The organism is Abyssisolibacter sp. ZYX002, from assembly GCF_056892235.1.
In genome coordinates this window covers 839665-859533 of sequence record NZ_JARMXH010000001.1, presented here as the reverse complement: position 1 = coordinate 859533, position 19869 = coordinate 839665, and the positions used below count along the sequence as shown (strand labels likewise).

At 31.5% G+C, this 19869-nt stretch carries 16 protein-coding genes, 1 pseudogene and 1 other annotated feature; of the genes and pseudogenes, 16 read left to right on the top strand and 1 reads right to left on the bottom strand.

All coding sequences use genetic code 11. The features are described from left to right. Positions 1-87: 87 nt before the first annotated feature. The 16 genes and pseudogenes from P3X86_RS03840 (at position 88) to P3X86_RS03765 (ending at position 16771) form a co-directional block, all read left to right on the top strand. Positions 88-333 (top strand): YlmC/YmxH family sporulation protein, encoded by a 246-nt coding sequence (locus P3X86_RS03840; protein ID WP_483291301.1) that lies wholly within the window; start codon positions 88-90, stop codon positions 331-333. A gap of 100 nt (positions 334-433) precedes the next feature. Next, a complete protein-coding gene (gene dapG / locus P3X86_RS03835) occupies positions 434-1642 on the top strand; it encodes an aspartate kinase (protein WP_483291300.1) in 1209 nt (402 codons plus the stop codon). A gap of 77 nt (positions 1643-1719) precedes the next feature. After that, complete coding sequence (locus P3X86_RS03830; RefSeq protein ID WP_483291299.1) at positions 1720-2442, top strand: ClpP family protease; 723 nt, start codon at positions 1720-1722, stop codon at positions 2440-2442. A gap of 160 nt (positions 2443-2602) precedes the next feature. Continuing rightward, a complete protein-coding gene (gene uppP / locus P3X86_RS03825) occupies positions 2603-3424 on the top strand; it encodes an undecaprenyl-diphosphatase UppP (protein ID WP_483291298.1) in 822 nt (273 codons plus the stop codon). A gap of 60 nt (positions 3425-3484) precedes the next feature. Beyond that, positions 3485-5836 carry an FtsK/SpoIIIE family DNA translocase gene (locus tag P3X86_RS03820; RefSeq protein WP_483291297.1) on the top strand — a complete coding sequence of 784 codons (2352 nt, stop codon included), beginning with the start codon at positions 3485-3487 and terminating at the stop codon, positions 5834-5836. 49 nt (positions 5837-5885) lie between these two features. Further along, positions 5886-6980 (top strand): tRNA 2-selenouridine(34) synthase MnmH, encoded by a 1095-nt coding sequence (gene mnmH, locus P3X86_RS03815; RefSeq protein ID WP_483291296.1) that lies wholly within the window; start codon positions 5886-5888, stop codon positions 6978-6980. A 15-nt stretch (positions 6981-6995) separates the two neighbouring features. Beyond that, complete coding sequence (gene rimO / locus P3X86_RS03810) at positions 6996-8336, top strand: 30S ribosomal protein S12 methylthiotransferase RimO (RefSeq protein WP_483291295.1); 1341 nt, start codon at positions 6996-6998, stop codon at positions 8334-8336. After that, the gene (pgsA, locus tag P3X86_RS03805) at positions 8323-8880 is read left to right on the top strand and encodes a CDP-diacylglycerol--glycerol-3-phosphate 3-phosphatidyltransferase (protein ID WP_483291294.1); all 558 of its coding nucleotides are present in this window, start codon (positions 8323-8325) and stop codon (positions 8878-8880) included. The genes rimO and pgsA overlap by 14 nt, the downstream gene beginning before the upstream one ends. Positions 8881-8890: 10 nt before the next feature. Continuing rightward, positions 8891-10126, top strand: a complete 1236-nt coding sequence (locus P3X86_RS03800; RefSeq protein WP_483291293.1) for a competence/damage-inducible protein A — start codon at positions 8891-8893, stop codon at positions 10124-10126. A gap of 79 nt (positions 10127-10205) precedes the next feature. After that, positions 10206-11075 carry a type I methionyl aminopeptidase gene (map, locus tag P3X86_RS03795; protein ID WP_483291292.1) on the top strand — a complete coding sequence of 290 codons (870 nt, stop codon included), beginning with the start codon at positions 10206-10208 and terminating at the stop codon, positions 11073-11075. Positions 11076-11238: 163 nt separating this feature from the next. After that, on the top strand, positions 11239-12267 hold the full coding sequence (recA, locus tag P3X86_RS03790; protein WP_483291291.1) for a recombinase RecA: 1029 nt from the start codon (positions 11239-11241) through the stop codon (positions 12265-12267). Positions 12268-12320: 53 nt separating this feature from the next. Beyond that, positions 12321-12935, top strand: a complete 615-nt coding sequence (locus P3X86_RS03785) for a regulatory protein RecX (RefSeq protein WP_483291290.1) — start codon at positions 12321-12323, stop codon at positions 12933-12935. A gap of 596 nt (positions 12936-13531) precedes the next feature. Continuing rightward, positions 13532-15058: a ribonuclease Y gene (rny, locus tag P3X86_RS03780; protein ID WP_483291738.1), complete on the top strand. Its 1527-nt coding sequence runs from the start codon at positions 13532-13534 to the stop codon at positions 15056-15058. Positions 15059-15415: 357 nt separating this feature from the next. Next, positions 15416-15676: a stage V sporulation protein SpoVS gene (gene spoVS / locus P3X86_RS03775; protein ID WP_483291737.1), complete on the top strand. Its 261-nt coding sequence runs from the start codon at positions 15416-15418 to the stop codon at positions 15674-15676. Positions 15677-16055: 379 nt separating this feature from the next. Then, a pseudogene (locus P3X86_RS03770) lies at positions 16056-16409 on the top strand (GNAT family N-acetyltransferase); the annotation flags it as partial. Positions 16410-16504: 95 nt separating this feature from the next. Beyond that, the gene (locus P3X86_RS03765) at positions 16505-16771 is read left to right on the top strand and encodes a hypothetical protein (RefSeq protein ID WP_483291289.1); all 267 of its coding nucleotides are present in this window, start codon (positions 16505-16507) and stop codon (positions 16769-16771) included. A gap of 121 nt (positions 16772-16892) precedes the next feature. On the opposite strand, the gene leuS is transcribed toward P3X86_RS03765, so the two are convergent. After that, positions 16893-19301, bottom strand: a complete 2409-nt coding sequence (gene leuS / locus P3X86_RS03760; protein ID WP_483291288.1) for a leucine--tRNA ligase — start codon at positions 19299-19301, stop codon at positions 16893-16895. 53 nt (positions 19302-19354) lie between these two features. Further along, positions 19355-19582 (bottom strand) — a binding site (T-box leader). Between the last annotated feature and the right edge of the window lie 287 nt (positions 19583-19869).

Sequence of the window (19869 nt, the reverse complement as noted above, 5' to 3'; positions counted from 1 at the left end):
TTATAAAAACCATAGGATAATGTATATTTGAAAAATTTGCTTCATAATATTTAATATACAAGCTTATATGTAGAAAGGAGGAAAAACATGAGATTAAGTAAAATGGCAGGTAAAGAGATACTCAATATTTTTAGTGGTAGTAGGCTAGGCATTATAGGTAATTCAGATTTGTTGATTGACGAGAAAACTGGCAAGATCATATCATTATTAGTGCCTGACAATGGAGGTCAATTTATCATGTTTAATGATAAATCAGAAATAGAAATACCATGGAATGCTATAGAAAAAATAGGAAATGACATGATTATTATAGACATGGAAGATACACCATAATACAACAATAAATATGAACCAAAACCCCCTCTAGAAGATATTATATATATTAGGATGACTATTCTGATAATATATGATGTAGTGTAAGAGAGGGGAAATTATGAAAATAATTGTTCAGAAGTTTGGTGGTTCATCTCTAGTAGACAAAGAGAAAAGAGAACATGCAATAGACAGGATATTGCAAAGATATAAAGAAGGTTATAGTATTGTAGTGGTTGTATCAGCGATGGGTAGAAGAGGTGATAATTATTCAACAGATTCATTGCTTGATTTAATAAATGAAGACAGTAAAGATCTTAGAAGTAAAGATTTATTAATGTCTTGTGGAGAAGTAATTTCAGCAGTTGTACTAACTAATATGTTAAATGAAAGCAAGTTACCTGCTACTGCCTTTACAGGAGGACAGGCAGGAATTATAACAGATGCTTGCTACTCGAAGGCAGAGGTGCTTTATATCAATACCAACAGAATAGTTAAGTGTCTACAAAAGGGTCGTATTGCAGTAGTCACAGGTTTTCAAGGTATGACTAAAGACAGAGAAATTACAACACTAGGTAGAGGAGGAAGTGATACGTCAGCTGTACTTCTAGGAGAAGCTTTGGGTAGTGAGTTAGTGGAGATTTATACAGATGTTGATGGTGTCCTTACAGCTGATCCAAAAATAGTATCAGACGCTAGAGTGATAAGGACAATATGTTACAACGAATTATATCAATTAGCTGAAGATGGTGCAAAAGTCATACATCCAAAGGCAGTAGAAATAGCTAGAAATAAAAATATGAGGATACTAATAAGAAATACTGTCAAGGATGATGTTGGAACACTAGTTACAAATTCCTTAAATTCAGATTATTATAGTGATGATAAAAAAATCATAAGCGCATTAACACATAAATCTAATAAGGTGCAAATAACAATCTTTACAGAGCAAAGCAAAGATATGGTTAACAAGCTTATGAAAGAAATTGCCCAAGAGGGCATAAGTATAGATTTGATTAATTTCTTTATAGAAAAAATAATATTTACAGTTTGCTTAGATGATTTAGAGAAATTAAAGAAAATATTAAAAAATAAAGACTATAAATATAATATTGTGAGTAACCTGAGCAAACTTAGTATTATAGGTCATAGAATGTGCGGAGAACCAGGCGTAATGCAAAGAATAGCAAAAGCTCTTTATGGTGAAAAAATAGATATATTACAAACCTCAGATTCACACACTACGATTTGGTGTTTAATAGATACTAAATACGTAAACAAAGCTATTAATGCACTGCATAAAGAATTTGAATTAAACATTGATGATTAGTATAAAATATATTATCCTGCAAAAACTAAATTAAACTAATGTCCTAAAAAGGATAATATAATTTGATGAGGTGTTGTATGCAAAATAATGAGTATGGATTTAACAATAATGAACAGGATAATGATAACAACGAAAATCAAGATTTAAGAGAAGAGAAACAGCGATCCAACAATATAAAAGATTTTGGAAATCAAGAACTTCCAATGCCACCAGAAGATATACACTTTATTTCGATAATAGGAGAAATAGAAGGGCATATGGTTTCACAACCCCAAAAAAAGGCTACAAAATATGAACACATCATACCACAACTATTGGCAGCTGAAAGAGATCCTAAAATTAAAGGGATTTTGATATTGATTAATACTGTTGGAGGAGATGTAGAAGCGGGATTAGCACTTTCTGAGATGATAAATAGTATGACTAAACCAAAAGTCTCTTTAGTTTTAGGTGGTGGGCATAGCATAGGCGTACCACTAGCAACATCTTCGGATTATTCGTTTATTGTTCCAACAGCAACTATGACTCTTCATCCAATCAGAATGAATGGGTTAGTTATTGGAGTACCACAGACATTCAGATATTTTCAAAAGATGCAACAGAGAATATTAGATTTTATACTCAGGACATCTAGAATACCAAGAGAATCACTTAGACATCTTATGTATGAAACTGATGAGATTGCAAATGATGTGGGGACTATTCTTATTGGACATGAAGCAGTAGAATGTGGCTTGATTGATGCTGTAGGCGGATTAAGCAATGCAATAGACAAATTGTATGAACTAATAGGAGAATAGGCTCTATTTAAGTTGGGTATATAGATAAAAGTGCTTATTTGTGTTATAATTACTCGTAGGTCGCCAAAGATAGCAAGTAAAATATATATAGATATACTATCTTTGGCAATCTAAGCTTCTGAGGGTAAAGACAAGCACTCTAAATTGTAGGAGGTTTAATATGACTGTATTACAGGCGATATTGCTTGGTGTATGCCAAGGAATTTCTGAATTTTTGCCAATAAGTAGTTCGGGTCATCTAGTTTTACTTCAAAGTTTATTTAATATAACGGAGGGAAGTGTGTTATTTACAGTAATGCTCCACTTTGGCTCGCTTGCTTCAATATTAATATTTTATCACAAAGATGTACTTAAGCTTATAGCTGAATTTATTAAAATGATTGGTGAGCTTTTAACTGGAAAAGGGCTGAACTTAGATAATCCATACAGAAAATTAGATATATTATTAATAGTAGGTAGTGTTCCTACAGCAATAATGGGTGTATTGTTTAAGGATTTCTTTGAGAGCTTATATTCATCTGTGTTCAGCGTTGGGATAGCACTTATTATCACAGGATGTATATTGATGATAAGCGAAAAAATGGCAACAGGGAAAAAAGACATAAAACAATTTAGATACATAGATGCAGTGATTATAGGGACACTTCAAGGATTCGCTATAACACCGGGAATATCAAGATCAGGTTCTACTATAGTAGGAGGATTATTACTAGGGCTTAATAAGGAGTTAGCTACTAAATTTTCATTCTTCTTAGCATTACCAAGTATATTTGGGGCTACTATATTAAAAGTAGGAGATGCTGTGGCTAAAGGTATTGCTATAGATATTCCTATAATAGTCGGTACAATTGTATCAACAGTAGTAGGGTTATTTGCTATTAAGTTTTTGATAACGCTATTAAAAAAAGGGAAACTATATTATTTTTCATATTATTTATGGATAATAGGAGGTTTAATAATTATATATAATTTAGCCCGATAAAAATCAATGAAGGATTTTAGATGAAAGACAAAGAAATACTCATATATGAGGTGGTTTTAAGTGAGCAATTTAGACAAAACTGTAAAAACTAAAAAAAGCAGATCTAAAAGCAAGAATACAAAAAATAAGAATAGTCCGAAGACAAAAAATACTCCAAAGAAAAAAAAGACCTTTAGTAATGAAGCTGTTGGGATAATAGGCATATTTATAGGACTATTATTTTATGTGTTTTTAATAAGTAACTCAGTAGGGTACATAGGAGAAATTACTAAAAAATATATTTGGTTACTGACAGGTTTTGGTGGGTACTTCATACCAATGATAATTATAATAACAGGTATCTTAGTATTAGCAAATAAAATTGATAGTTTTAAGAAAAGTCTAGTGCTGTTGTTTTTGATTTTTCTTTGCTATTTAATGATTATGGATATAACGGCCTTTGGAGATAATACGTCTTTAGGATTTTCAGAAAAAATAAAAGTAGCTAAAGAGGCTGGTATAAACCTAAAAGGTGGAGGAATAGTAGGTGGGATACTGTCTTATGCATTGGTCAATCTATTTGGTGTTATAGGTACATTTGTAGTATTATCATGCATAATAATAGTTACATTTATAACACTTACAAATGTCAGTTTAGTAAAAATATCTAGAGGCTTTTTTAAGACTTTAGGTAGAATGTTTAAGAGGATATATGATTCTATACTAGACTTTGTATTTGTGTACGAAGAAGTGCCAGACAATATAATAGAGGCAAATGTTGTAGATGATGCTACCGATAAAATAGATACAGAGCCAAGTAAAATAGAGCAAATTACAGAAATAGAAAAGAAAATTGAAATACTTGATTATACAAAGGACATGCCTAAGTTCGATATGTTAGCAGAAAATGCTAAAAATAACATAAATAATAATAAGCCACAAATACCAAAGGCTAGTGAAGACAAAGATAAAACAGTAGTTATCAATCCTGCTAATAGTACTAACATCTATGATAACTACCAAAAACCAGATATAGAGTTTTTGGAAAAAACGGATATAAATCATAGTGATTCACACCAAAAATCTATATTAAGCAACGCTAATAAATTAGAAACTACACTTAAAAATTTTGGGGTAGATGCAAAAGTTAAGCAGATAAATAGAGGACCAACAATAACTAGATACGAATTACAACCTGCTCCTGGCATCAAGGTAAGCAAGATTGTAAATTTAGCCAATGATATAGCCCTAAGCTTAGCGGCAAGTGGGGTTAGGATAGAAGCACCGATACCAGGTAAAGCAGCAGTAGGAATAGAAGTGCCGAATAAAGTAAAAGATAGTGTTAGAATAAGAGATGTGATAGAATCAAAAGAGTTCAAATCAGCAGAGGGTAAACTTAGCATAGCGCTAGGAAAGGATATAGCAGGTAAATCCATAATAGCAAATATAGAAAAAATGCCACACATGCTGATTGCAGGAGCTACTGGTTCTGGTAAGAGTGTATGTGTAAATACACTTATAGCGAGTATACTTTATAAAGCTAAGCCAAATGAAGTAAAATTAATGATGATAGATCCAAAGGTAGTAGAGCTTAGTATATACAATGGTATACCTCACTTGTTAATACCAGTAGTTACAGATCCTAAAAAAGCTGCAAGTGCTTTAAATTGGGCAGTAACAGAAATGATAAATAGATATAATAGTTTTGCTGAAAATGGAGTAAGAGATATCAAAAGCTACAACCAAAAAATGAAAGATACAGAAACAGAAAATATGCCACAAATAGTAATAATAATAGATGAGTTAGCCGACTTGATGATGGCTTCGCCAACAGAGGTAGAAGATAGTATATGTAGATTAGCACAAATGGCTAGAGCAGCAGGGATACATCTTATAGTTGCTACACAAAGACCATCGGTTGATGTAATAACAGGAACTATAAAAGCAAATATACCTTCGAGGTTGTCATTTGCAGTGTCTTCGCAATCAGATTCTAGAATAATACTAGATATGAATGGAGCTGAAAAGCTACTTGGTAAAGGAGATATGCTTTATTATCCTGTAGGTTCAGCAAAGCCAATGAGAGTTCAGTGTTCATATATTGATGATAAAGAAGTAGAAAAGATAGTAGAATTTCTAAAAAAACAAGGGCAAGAGGAATACAAAGAAGAAATAATCAAAGATATAGAAACTAATATAGCGTTGCCAGTAAATGAGGATGCAGACGAATTACTTCCAAAAGCTATAGAATTAGTTATAAATGAAGGTCAAGCTTCAATATCCTACATCCAAAGAAAGCTAAGAGTCGGCTATGCAAGAGCAGCTAGAATAGTCGATGAAATGGAAGAGAGAGGAATAGTAGGACCAAAAGAAGGTAGTAAGCCAAGAAAAGTATTGGTTAGTAAAGAAGAGTATGCAGAAAGTGATGCATAAGGACTGTTCACTGTAAAACAGTCAGGGGGTGTCTTAAGAGACACCCCCTTTGGAATGTATTAAGGATAAGACAGATACAATAAAAAAGCAGGTGAAAAAAATGTTGAACAAAGTTCTAATTAGTGAAGTAATTGATAAAGATGATATCGTCTATATTGATGTAAGAAGCCCAAAAGAATATGAGGAGGATCATGTACCAGGAGCATACAACATGCCTATATTTACAGATGAAGAACGTGAAGAAATAGGATATATATATAAACAAGTTGATGCAGAAAAAGCTAAAGAATTGGGGCTAAAATATGCTGCATCTAGGCTATATGATTATTACATGAAGATTAAAGAAATAACAGGTAAAAATAAAAAGGTTGCAATTTACTGTTTTAGAGGTGGAATGAGGAGTAACTCTATAGCTCAAGTTTTAAGTATGATGGGTTTAGAAGTGAATTTAATAATTGGCGGATATAAAAGCTATAGAAAATATGTAAGTGATTGGTTAAGCAAATATAACAAGGATATAAAACTAGTAGTATTGCATGGATATACAGGGGTAGCAAAAACTAAAATATTAAATATCTTAGAGCAAAAAGGATATCCTGTTTTAAATATAGAGAAAATGGCTAGAAATAGTGGATCAGTATTTGGCTCAATAGCATTTGACAAAGACTCTAGTTCTCAGAAATATTTTGAATCAAAGCTCTATAGTGCATTAAAAGAAATGGATAGTGACTATTATTTTACTGAGAGCGAAAGTAAGAGAATAGGTAAGGTAGTAATGCCAGAGTTTTTATATGACAAATTAATAAATGGTAAACACATATTGTTAAAGACGGATATAAATAACAGAGTACAAGTTGCATTAGAGGATTATATTAAAGATGATGAAAATAATGAAGAATTATTGATATCTGCTATAAGCAAGTTGAAAAATAAACTTGGTGCTAATAACTTGTCAGAGTATATAAACAGAATAAAAAGCAAAGATTACGAATATGTTATTAAAGAACTCATGCAAAAATATTATGACCCTTTGTATGATTATTCGATTGATAAAATTGAACAATATGATAAAATAGTTATGTATGATAAAATAGACGATGCGATAAAACAGCTAGAACTATATGCAAGTGAATATAGGCTTTAGAGAGGAGATATGTAAGTGAATTTAACAGCAGCATTGTTGTCATTAGGATGTTCTAGGAATACAATAGATTCAGAAATAATGATAGGGATATTAAAGGACAACAATATACAGATGGTAGATGACATGTCTTTAGCAAATGTTATAATAATAAACACATGTGGCTTTATACACGATGCTAAAGAAGAATCAATAGATGAAATAATAGAGGCTACAGAGCTTAAACAAGAGGGAAAATGTAAACATCTTATAGTATGTGGTTGTTTAGCTCAAAGATATAAAGATGAATTAATGAAAGAAATACCTGAAATAGACGCAATAATAGGAACAGGTAACATAACTGAGATATATAAGGTAATATCAAAGTTGCAAAATGCAGGTAAGTATTTTAATATAGATAACATAAATTCGCAGTACCCAGAAAATTGCAAGAGAGAACTATTAACACCTAATCAATATGCTTATTTAAAGATTTCACAAGGGTGTAATAATCATTGTACTTATTGTATTATACCAAAGCTTAGAGGGAAATATAGAAGTAGAAGCATAGAAGATATAGTAAGTGAAGCTAAATCCTTAGTCGACAGTGGTGTCAAAGAAATTATACTTACAGCAGAAGACACAGGTAAATATGGTATAGACATATATGGAGAGTGCAAACTGGATGGTTTGCTAGATGAGCTAAATAAAATAGAAGGATTAAATTGGATTAGACTACTATATATATACCCAGAAACATTTACAGACGGTTTGATAGATAGTATAAAAAGGAACGATAAAGTATTAAATTATGTAGATATACCTTTACAGCATATAAACAATAGAATATTGAGCAGAATGAACAGGAAGACAACTAAAGAGGATATTTGCAGATTAATTAAGAAGCTAAGAAGCCAGATTAGTGATATAATAATCAGGACTACTTTTATTACTGGATTTCCATCAGAAACAAAAAAGGAGCATGAAGAAGTTGTTCAGTTTATTAAAGAATATAGATTTGACAGATTAGGAGTATTTGTTTATTCTAAAGAAGAAGGAACAAAAGCTTCACTTTTTGATGGTCAAATAGACGAAGAAACTAAAAAAGACCGTTATAATGAAATAATGGAGATTCAGATGAATATATCAGATGAGCTCAACAATAAAAAAGTAGGAAATATATATAAAGTGCTTATAGAAGAAGAAATAAATGGAGAGAATCTGTATGTAGGAAGAACATATATGGATTGTCCAGATATAGATGGAGTAGTATATGTTAACACAAAGGAAAAACTGGCAATAGGCCAATTCGTTGATGTCAAAATAATAGAACACTTTGAATACGATTTGAAGGGAGTAATACCATATGAACTTAGCTAATAAATTAACCATAGCAAGGATTTTTTTAGTACCAATCTTCATGTTTTTTCTTTTAGTTAATATTCCATATGGAGATATAATAGCGGTATGTTTATTTATACTTGCGGCTCTTACAGATAGTTTAGATGGATATATTGCTAGAAGTAGAAATCAGGTAACTAAATTTGGTAAATTCATGGACCCTTTAGCAGATAAATTATTAGTTTCAGCTGCTCTTATATCTTTACTTGAAATGGGTAAAGTTTCAGCATGGGTAGTAATGACTATTATAGCTAGAGAATTCGCAATAACAGGATTTAGAGTTCTTGCAGCTTCAGAAGGAATAACAATCTCAGCAAGTTGGTGGGGAAAGATAAAGACTATAACACAGATAACAGCTATTATAGTACTTTTACTTGATAACTATCCATTTAGACTAATAGGAGTACCTTTTGACAATATAGCAGTAGCATTAGCGGTAATATTTACAATTATATCAGGAGTTGACTATATTTATAACAATAGAAAAGTACTTAGCTCTCATTCAAACAAGACTAATAACTAGGAGGTCAGCGATGAAAGGTGAGATTATAAATGTAGGTACAGAAATACTACTAGGAAATATATATAATACACATTCAAAATATCTATCTGAAAAGCTTTCTAGCTTAGGGATAGATATTTATTATCATACAAGTGTAGGAGATAATCCGGGAAGAATAAAAGAAACACTTAAGACATCATTAGATAGATCAAATTTGGTGATACTCACAGGTGGGCTTGGGCCAACCAAAGATGATGTTACCAAAGAATGTGTTGCAGAGCTTTTAGATAAAAGACTTATATTTGATAAAAATGTCATGGATGATATAGATAAATTCTTTAAAAATAGAAGAAAAAAATATGTAGACTCAGTGAAAAAACAATCTTATATCATAGAAGGCAGTAAAGTACTAAAAAATGAAGTTGGAACGGCACCTGGGTTGTTTTTAGAAGAGAATAGAAAAACTATAATCATATTACCTGGTCCACCAAAGGAATTAGAAAATGTGTTTATTAAAGCAGAAAAAATACTAGCGAGTAGAGCTGACAATATTATAAAATCAAAAACACTAAGATTTACAGGTATAGGAGAATCGGATTTAGAAGAAAAAATTATAGATTTGATAGAAAATCAAACAAACCCTACAATAGCACCATATGTAAAAGAAGGTCATGTAGAAATAAGAGTTACAGCAAAAGCAAATGGAGTAAAACAGGCTGAGGATATGCTTGAAGATACTATCAAACAAATAGAAGATAAAATAGGAAGATACTTATTCAGCAAAGAAGATGAATCAATAGAAGAAGTGGTATACAAGTTGCTAAAAGAAAGAGGACTTAAGATAGGTTTTTGTGAGTCATGCACAGGAGGGCTAATAAGTAGTAGATTAACAAGAATATCAGGTTCATCAGCTGTGTTTGATAGAGGAATAGTAACATACAGCAACACTGCTAAAATCGAAGAAGTGAATGTAAACCATAAAGATTTAGAGGAATATGGGGCAGTAAGCAAACAAGTTGCACTTTCTATGGCAAAAGGACTTTACAATAAAAGCGATATAGACATAGCAGTTTCAGTTACTGGTATAGCAGGTCCAACAGGAGGAACAGATAAAAAACCAGTGGGATTAGTTTATTTTGGAGTAGCATCAAAAGATGTAGAGTACACCACAAAACGAATATTTATAGGCACAAGAGATAGAATCCAAAATAAAACAGCAAATACCGCATTTGAACTTGTGATAAAGTTACTTAAAGAGGATTTATAAAATTATGAGCGATTTTTCTCATAATTTTTTGTTGTACAGTTATTAGACTTATAAGTATTGCGATATAAGGGGGGAAGCAATGCATAGTATAAATGATTATTGCTGGTGTGGTAGTAAAAGGAGCTACAAAGAATGTCATATGGAATTTGATCAAAGATTGAAAGCTTTAAAAAAAAGAAACATTATAGTTCCATCTAGAAAGCTTATTAAAAATGCTAGGCAGATACAGGGAATAAAGAAATGTGGGATTGTAAATAGCGGATTGCTTGATATGGTTGGTAAAAACATAAGAGAAGGAATAAGTACAGAGTGGCTCAATCAGCTAGCATATAAATATACCATTAGTAAAGGAGCTAGACCAGGAGTATTGAATTTTGAGGGATACCCAAAAAGTATATGCACGTCTATAAACAATGTAGTATGTCATGGCATACCAAGCAAAAAAGATATATTAAAAAGTGGAGATATAATAAATGTAGATGTGACTACAGAGTTAAGTGGATATTACACAGATGCATCTAGAATGTATAGAATAGGAGAAATAAGTAAAGAAGCAGAAAAACTAGTAAGAGTAACAAGGGAGTGTTTATATAAAGGTATAGAAGTTGTAAAACCATGGAAAAGTTTTATTGGAGATATAGGTTATGAAGTACAAAAACATGCACGGGCTAATGGGTTTACTGTAGCAAGAGAATTCGGTGGGCATGGAGTAGGATTAGCTGTTCACGAAGATCCATTTGTATTTCATTTTGGTAGAAAAAGAACGGGTATGATACTTGTTCCAGGTATGGTATTTACTATAGAGCCTATATTAAACAGTGGAGGAAATAGAGTGTGTATTGATGAAAAAGACAAATGGACAGTAAGGACTAAAGATGGCTCGCTTTCAGCACAGTGGGAACATACCTTATTAGTTACTGAGGATGGAGTAGAGATAATTTCAATGTAGCTAGAAAATTTGCTTGAAAAGTGTATCCATTTTAGATATTATATTTTAGATTGATATTTATTTACAAAAAAGATTGACCGAGTAAAAGAAGTAGTATATAATGTACATAGAACGTCTGTTCGAGAAATAGAAAAGGTGGTGAACCAGTAAAACTGGGTTTATTATGTTAGAGAAAAATAAAGCATTAGAGATGGCGTTAAGTCAAATTGAAAAACAGTTTGGAAAAGGTTCTATAATGAAATTAGGAGAAGATTCAGTACTTAATGTTGAATCAATTTCAACAGGAGCACTTCAACTTGATATAGCATTGGGAATAGGTGGAGTACCAAAAGGTAGAGTAGTAGAGATATATGGACCAGAATCTTCTGGTAAAACTACAGTAGCTTTACATATAGTTGCTGAGAGCCAAAAAAACGGAGGAACAGCAGCATTTATAGATGCAGAGCACGCATTAGATCCAGTGTATGCTAGAAATTTAGGAGTAAAGACAGAGGATTTAATAGTATCACAACCAGATACAGGAGAGCAAGCACTAGAAATTGCAGAAGCACTTGTTAGAAGTGGCGCAGTAGATGTAATAGTAATAGATTCGGTTGCTGCATTAGTACCAAAAGCAGAGATAGACGGTGAAATGGGAGATAGTCATGTAGGTCTGCAAGCTAGATTGATGTCTCAAGCACTTAGAAAATTAGCAGGTGCTATAAAAAAATCTAATACAGTTGCTATATTTATTAACCAGTTAAGAGAGAAAGTAGGAGTGATGTTTGGTAATCCAGAGACTACTACAGGTGGTAGAGCGTTGAAGTTCTATTCATCAGTTAGACTTGATGTAAGAAGAATAGAGACTCTCAAGAGAGCAAATGAAATGATCGGAAACAGAACAAAAGTAAAGGTAGTTAAGAATAAAGTTGCTCCGCCATTTAGGATAGCAGAGTTTGATATAATATATGGAAAAGGTATATCGCAGGAAGGTTGTATATTAGATGCAGCAGTTGAAACTGATATAGTTAAAAAATCCGGTTCATGGTATAGCTATGATGACAATAAATTAGGTCAAGGTAGAGACAATGCAAAGCTATTCCTTGCAGAAAACAAAGATTTAATGGATGAAATAGAGTATAAGGTAAGGAAAAAGCACGGATTGTTAGAAGAAGATGCTGAAACAGAAAATAATCAAATAAATGCTGAATAAAATAATCTCCTATTGGCTAATAATTAGCTAATAGGAGTTTTTTGGAGGAAAACATGAAAGTTACTAACATAGAGAATAATGAGGTAGAAAATTTAATCTATATTGACGATGAATACAAGTATACATTGAATGAAGAAGTGATTAAGGAATATCAACTTTATGTAGGTAGAAAAGTAGGTTACATGGAGGATATGTACATACAAAAAAAGTCACTTGATTATGAGGCTATAAATAAATCCATCAAGAAGCTATCCTATAGACTTAGAACTAAAAAAGAAATGAGCATTTATTTAAAAGAGGCAGGTTATTCAAAACAATTAGTAGATAGAGTCGTAGCCAAATTAACTGAGATGGGGTATATAGATGATTTGAAATATTGCGAGGTCTATATATCATATTATATAAACAATAAGCTTAAAAGCAAAGCTGTGGCGTTATCCGAGCTAAAAAACAAAGGTGTTAGTAGTGATATAATAAGGAAAGTGTTAAACAGTGTAGACATAGATGATACGAAATCACTTTTAGCTATATTAAAGAAAAAGGTAAAAAATGCTGAGCAGTTAAAAGATAAAAACTATAGAGACAAGATAAAAGCGTATCTCTACAGAAAAGGATTTAATTTAAATCAAATAAATAAGACTATAAATCAGTTAATAGATGATTATTAAAATTTATGATGTTCAAATTAATATTTATTAAATAATTATAGTTTTTTTATCATAAATATATAGTAAACAAAGACATATTAAAGATTGGTAGTTTATTAACAAGAAATAATTGTTTACACTAGCCTTATACCACATAACAGCAGACTTGACAGAAGTCTGTAAAAGTATTAAAATAAAGACGGTATCAGCTTTTAAATATAATTATAATTTATTATATTTATTTATTATTTTAATAGCCGGGTAAGCTCGGTTATATTTGAATTTAGATTATTTATATATAAAATTAACACATATATACAGGGAAAATAATGATGAATCGCTAACATAAATATAAATGTCATTGTATCATAAATACAATAATTAAAAGTAACTGGATTATTATGATAATAAATCATTTCATATAAACTTTAATTTATTCAGCTATTTTATATAATTCATTCTTATAACACGCAATTTTATCAAATATTCTCTGAAAATAAAATAATGTTAAGATTATAAATAGTCAGTTCAATACTATACTTATTAATATGTTTATGTAAATGCAAGAATAATCGAATAATTTAATAGAAAAGGAGGTGCTAGTTAGATTGTTAGAAATGTTGGCAGGAGGATTAATAGGAGCAGTTGTAGGAGTATTCCTTGGTATATATATAAGAAAAAATATTGCTGAAAATAAAGTTATGACAGCAGAAGAACAAGCGAAAAGAATAGTTGAAGATAGCTATAACAAAGCTGAAACAATCAAAAAAGAGTATATATTAGAAGGAAAAGAAGAGGTTCATAAACTTAGAACCGAAATGGAAAGAGAAAATAGAAACAGAAGAAATGAATTACAAAAGCTCGAAAGAAGACTTATTCATAAAGAAGAAGTTTTAGATAGAAAATCTGAATCAGTAGAGAAAAAAGATGACTTCTTATCTAAAAAAATTAAGACTTTTGAAGAAAAAGAAGCTCAAATTAAAGTATTGTATCAGCAACAGGTTGAAAAGCTAGAGAAATTATCAAGCTTAACATCAGAAGAAGCAAGAGAGCTATTGCTAAATGATGTTAAGAAAGAGATAAGTCACGAAGTAGCAGTGTTGATAAAAGAAACGGAAAATAATGCTAAGCTTGAAGCTGACAAGAGAGCGAAAGAAATAGTATCCTATGCGATACAAAAATGCGCTGCAGACCATGTTGCAGAAAGTACTGTTTCAGTAGTTGCTCTTCCTAACGATGAAATGAAAGGTAGAATCATAGGAAGAGAAGGTAGAAATATTAGAACATTAGAGACAGCTACAGGTATAGACTTAATTATTGATGATACTCCAGAAGCAGTTATACTATCAGGATTCGATCCAATTAGACGAGAAGTAGCTAGAATTGCTTTAGAAAAATTAATTGCGGATGGTAGGATTCATCCAGCAAGAATTGAAGAAATGGTTGAAAAAGCAAGAAAAGAAGTTGATAACCATATAAGAGAAGTTGGAGAACAAGCAACATTTGATACTGGAATGCACGGTATACACCCAGAACTGGTTAAACTACTAGGTAGGTTGAAGTTTAGAACAAGTTATGGACAGAATGTATTAAAGCATTCGATGGAAGTTTCTCATTTAGCAGGTATAATGGCTGCTGAGATAGGTGCAGACGTTAAGATAGCTAAAAGAGCAGGATTGTTACACGATATAGGTAAGGCTGTAGACCATGAAGTAGAAGGACCACATGTTAGTATCGGAGTTGATTTATGTAGAAAATACAGAGAGTCAAAAGCTGTTATACATGCGGTTGCTGCACATCATGGTGATATAGAACCAAAGACAATAGAAGCTGTTCTAGTTCAAGCTGCTGATGCTATTTCGGCTGCAAGACCTGGGGCAAGAAGAGAAACACTAGAGTCTTATATTAAGAGATTAGAAAAGCTAGAAGAAATAGCTAATTCGTTTGAAGGTGTAGATAAGTCATTCGCTATACAGGCTGGACGAGAGATAAGAATAATAGTAGATTCTGAGATGATTAGTGATTTAGATATTATTCATGTTTCAAGAGATATTGTAAAACGTATAGAAGATGAGCTAGAATATCCTGGTCAAATAAAAGTAAACGTGATTAGAGAAACAAGAGCGATTGAATATGCTAAGTAGTATATATTAATTGCAACCAAGAAATTTTAAAATTAGACAGCTAAAAGGGTGTCCTTGAAAAATCAGGGAGCCCTTTTTTTAAAATAAACATATATGCAAAAAGTAAAGTATTCTAAAGCATATGATTATTAGTCGTTTACCATATCAACAAATTATACCAAAAAGTATCAAAATACCACCAATAGGCTATTTTACAACGACAAATTATACTAAAATTCATTAATAATCACAATAAAAATAAGATTTATATATTTATTTCTTATTTTTTTATCAATGAAGGAGGATTTTAACAGATTTTTGTTGAATTGTAATATTAGTTTATATATAATATATAATTTTAAAAGGGGGCTTTTATTAATGAATGTATTAAAGGTGTCAGCAAAATCAAGTCCAAATTCTGTAGCGGGAGCATTGGCAGGTGTTTTACGCGAAAAAGGATCAGCAGAGATCCAAGCGATAGGGGCAGGTGCTCTAAACCAGGCAGTGAAAGCAGTAGCGATAGCAAGAGGGTTTGTCGCTCCTAGTGGTGTTGATTTAATTTGTATTCCAGCGTTTACAGATATTCAAATTGACGGTGAAGAAAGAACTGCCATAAAATTAATCGTAGAACCAAGATAAAGCTGTAACTTGGGATATTTGGATGATATGCTAAGAACTAATATTAAATTACTAAAAAATATTAAAAGCATTAATCTCTGAATTTTCATAAAACTTAGAATTATTTGTAATTTAAGTTAATGATTACAGAAAATATATCAAAATAAAAAAAGAGCGATTATCGCTCTTTTTTATTCTTGGAGGGAAGGAAAGCTGTGTTAAGTTCCCTGTAGAATGCTTGAAATTACATATTAACATGAATATAAAAATACCTAAAGTAGAGTTAGAGCGAGCTGTGTATAAAGACTTAGACGCTATACGTACTTGCATAAAGGTAAAGAGGTTAGTGAGATGTTAGGTGTTATGAGCTACCTGCTGAGAATTATTTAAAGACAGAAAAAGCATATGCTATAAAATATTAAATGAAAATAAAGAGTTTATTGGAATAATAGAGTTTTTTTTTAATATCTCATGGAAGAACAGAAGAGCAGAGTTAAGTATTCTTATCGAATCAGAGGAAAGAGGAAAGGGTTATGGATATGAGGTAATAAAAAGTATACTAGATATTGGTTTTGGAGAATTAGGATTTAATAGAATATGGTTAAGAGTATTAAAGTATAATAGCCAAGCTGTTAAGTGTTATATTAATGCTGGCTTTTTGGAAGAAGGTGTATGTAGAGGAGAAAGTATGAGATTTGGTAAATTTAAAGATCAATTACAAATGAGTATATTGCCAAAAGGACTGGATATATGAGTAAATATAGTCTTAATTTATATACTTGCCTAAACGAAGAACGAATATGAAATAAAATAAAAGAAGGATGATTATGATACGGAGGTGGATAAAAGGTGGATAACAAAAATTGTATTGATAAACGCAAAAGATTAGAAGAAAATAATTTTAGCTACAAAATTACTAAGGATAACAAAGTAATGATCTATTGGAAAAACCAACGAATTATGATTCTTACAGGAAAAAAGGCATTAAAATTAATAGCTGAATTAAATAATACCGATGAATATGGAAAACAACTTTTATTGGCAAAGGCTACTGGAAACTTTAAACATGGTAATGAGAAGGTTTCAAAAAATAGTCATAAAAATAGGAAATATTGAGTAGAATAAGCTGTCGAATGTATAAACAGTTATTTACACAAGTTGGCTGTTTGAAATGACAAATACATAGTTTAAAAAAGGCTGTTCATCGTAAACATTTAATAAACAGCCTATCTATTATTTATCTTACTACAATATTAATTATCTTATTAGGTACATAAATTTCTTTAACAATTGATTTACCTTCAATTTTGCTTGCAATGGCTTCTTTTGCTTGCTTTAAGATAGCTTCTTTTGCCCCATCTTTCTCCACTGATATAGTTTCTTTTACCTTACCGTTTATTTGTACTGGTATATCAATCATATCATCTTGAATCTTTGATTCATCATATTTTGGCCAACTATTTTCAAATACACTTTTTTCATTACCTAATCTATTCCATAATTCTTCCGATATATGTGGCGAGAATGGCGCTAGCAATATTACTAACGTCTGGATTGTCTCCTTATCTATATATCCTTCTTTCTTTTTTATATGATTGAGTTCATTTGTAAATTCCATAAATCCACTTACTACAGTATTCAAACGGAGTGTATCTAATCTTTTTGTTATTTGGCAAACCATTTGGTTTCGAACTTTTATCATTTCTTTTGTTGCAGTACCTACATTTTCGTTATTAACAACCAAATTCCACACTTTATTTATGAATCTGTGAACTCCTTCGATTCCTCTATCATCCCATTCAGAATCTAACTCTGGTGGCCCTACAAATAATTCATACATTCTTAATGAATCACAACCGTATTTATCAACTAACTCATCAGGTGATACTACATTACCTTTTGATTTAGCCATCTTAGCACCATTTTTTAAAATCATACCTTGATTGAATAGTTTTTTAAATGGTTCGTTAAACTCAATTACGCCTATATCATTTAAAAACTTAGTATAGAATCTTGCATACAATAAGTGAAGTACTGCATGTTCTATTCCACCAACGTACATATCAACTGGAAGCCATTCTTTTGCTTTATCTGGTGATACTATTTGTTCTTTATTTTTATGGTCTATATATCTTAAGAAGTACCACGATGAACCAGCCCATTGAGGCATGGTGTTAGTCTCATATTTACCCATTTCTCCACACTCAGGACATGGAGTGTTAACCCATTCTTCAATACCTGCAAGAGGTGACTCACCAGTACCTGTAGGTTGATAAGATTCAACATCTGGTAACTTAACAGGCAATTGTTCTTCTGGAACTGGAACAGTTCCACACTTAGGGCAGTGTATAATAGGTATAGGCTCTCCCCAGTATCTTTGTCTAGAGAATACCCAGTCTCTTAATTTATAATTAACTTTCTTGTTGCCTATTCCATGTTCTTCTAGATAATTTGCAACAGCTTCTTTTGCATCGACTGATTTCATATTATTAAAGACATCAGAGTTAACCATTATACCTTCGTCGGTATAAGCTTCTTCTAACTCAGTTAACTCTTCACCTTCTTTTGCTATTACTTGAATTATAGGTAAATCGTATTTCTTAGCAAATGCAAAGTCTCTATAATCATGAGCAGGAACACACATAATTGCACCTGTACCATAATCAGCTAATACATAATCTGATATCCAGATTGGTATTTTTGCGCCGTTAAGTGGGTTTATAGCATAGCTTCCTGTAAATACACCCGTTTTATCTTTGTCTGCCATTCTATCAACTGATGACTTTGTAGATGCCTTATATACGTATTCTTCAACTTTTTCTTTATTATCCCCAGTTGTGATAGTAGCAACATCTTCATGTTCAGGTGCTAATACCATAAAAGTTGCTCCATATAACGTATCAGGACGAGTGGTAAATACACTGATAGAATTATCAAATCCCTCAATTTTAAAATCAAGTTCAGCCCCATAGCTTTTTCCAATCCAGTCAGCTTGCATTTTCTTAACCTTTTCTGGCCAATCTAAAGTATCTAAATCGTTAAGTAATCTTTCCGCATATGCAGTGATTTTCAGCATCCATTGACGTAAGTTTTTCTTAGTAACTACAGACCCACATCTTTCACAGCCACCATTTACAACTTCTTCATTAGCTAAACCTGTTTTACATGAAGGACACCAGTTAATAGGCATTTGCTTTTCGTATGCAAGACCTGCTTTAAACATCTTTACAAAAATCCATTGTGTCCATTTATAGTAATTAGGATCAGTAGTATTGATTTCTTTATCCCAATCATATATTGCACTAATTTCATTCAATTGCCTTCTAAAATTCTTTATATTTTCTTTAGTAGCTATACTTGGATGAACTCCTCGTTTTATTGCATAATTCTCAGCTGGTAAGCCGAATGCATCCCATCCCATTGGATGGAGTACATAATTACCTTGTAGTATCTTATATCTACTCCAAACATCACTTAATACATATCCTCTCCAGTGTCCTACATGAAGACCACTACCAGATGGGTATGGAAACATGTCTAAACAGTAATACTTTTTCTTGCCGGGTTCATCTTTATTAACTGGTTTTTTATCCCAAATACCTTTCCATTTTTGTTCAATTTCCTTATGGTTGTAGATATTACTCACATTAATTCCTCCTAATAAAAAATAATTAATACATTAAAAAAACCTTCGTCTGATTTAGAGACGAAAGGTTTATTCCGTGGTACCACTCTAGTTTATTTAATAGAATAATATATTATTTCTATAAATACACTTAACTCTTTAACGGTGAGTCCGTCTTAGCCTAATAATATTCAGCTAAGAAACTCTAAGGCGAGTTCGGTATTGTCGCTTACTGTTTTACACCAACCAACAGCTCTCTAAAAAGCTCCATAGCACCTACTACTCCTATTCATTGTCTTTAAATTATAATATTAATTGGTATTCTAACATATTACACAGTTAAAATCAAGTATATAGAGCTAGGCTAAATATGATAACTGTATATGAAAGAGTATTTCCAAAACTTAATAGTTTATATTCATGAGTATGGAAGGAATGGCTTATGTTGAAGACTTGACAAAATAAAAGTATTATGAATAGGCAAGTAGGGAAGAGGCCATTATCATATGATAAAATGCTTATCTTAAAACAAAATGATATCAGAGTATTATAAAAAGATTCTTTAATATCTTCATATGTCTTAATCTAC

What these genes read in the sequence shown, in the direction of transcription:
- rny (WP_483291738.1), top strand. Translation starts at nt 13,532, where the DNA reads ATGTTGGCAGGAGGATTAATAGGAGCAGTTGTAGGAGTATTCCTTGGT.
- uppP (WP_483291298.1), top strand. Translation starts at nt 2,603, where the DNA reads ATGACTGTATTACAGGCGATATTGCTTGGTGTATGCCAAGGAATTTCT.
- map (WP_483291292.1), top strand. Translation starts at nt 10,206, where the DNA reads ATGCATAGTATAAATGATTATTGCTGGTGTGGTAGTAAAAGGAGCTAC.
- P3X86_RS03840 (WP_483291301.1), top strand. Translation starts at nt 88, where the DNA reads ATGAGATTAAGTAAAATGGCAGGTAAAGAGATACTCAATATTTTTAGT.
- pgsA (WP_483291294.1), top strand. Translation starts at nt 8,323, where the DNA reads ATGAACTTAGCTAATAAATTAACCATAGCAAGGATTTTTTTAGTACCA.
- P3X86_RS03785 (WP_483291290.1), top strand. Translation starts at nt 12,321, where the DNA reads ATGAAAGTTACTAACATAGAGAATAATGAGGTAGAAAATTTAATCTAT.
- spoVS (WP_483291737.1), top strand. Translation starts at nt 15,416, where the DNA reads ATGAATGTATTAAAGGTGTCAGCAAAATCAAGTCCAAATTCTGTAGCG.
- recA (WP_483291291.1), top strand. Translation starts at nt 11,239, where the DNA reads ATGTTAGAGAAAAATAAAGCATTAGAGATGGCGTTAAGTCAAATTGAA.
- dapG (WP_483291300.1), top strand. Translation starts at nt 434, where the DNA reads ATGAAAATAATTGTTCAGAAGTTTGGTGGTTCATCTCTAGTAGACAAA.
- P3X86_RS03830 (WP_483291299.1), top strand. Translation starts at nt 1,720, where the DNA reads ATGCAAAATAATGAGTATGGATTTAACAATAATGAACAGGATAATGAT.
- P3X86_RS03800 (WP_483291293.1), top strand. Translation starts at nt 8,891, where the DNA reads ATGAAAGGTGAGATTATAAATGTAGGTACAGAAATACTACTAGGAAAT.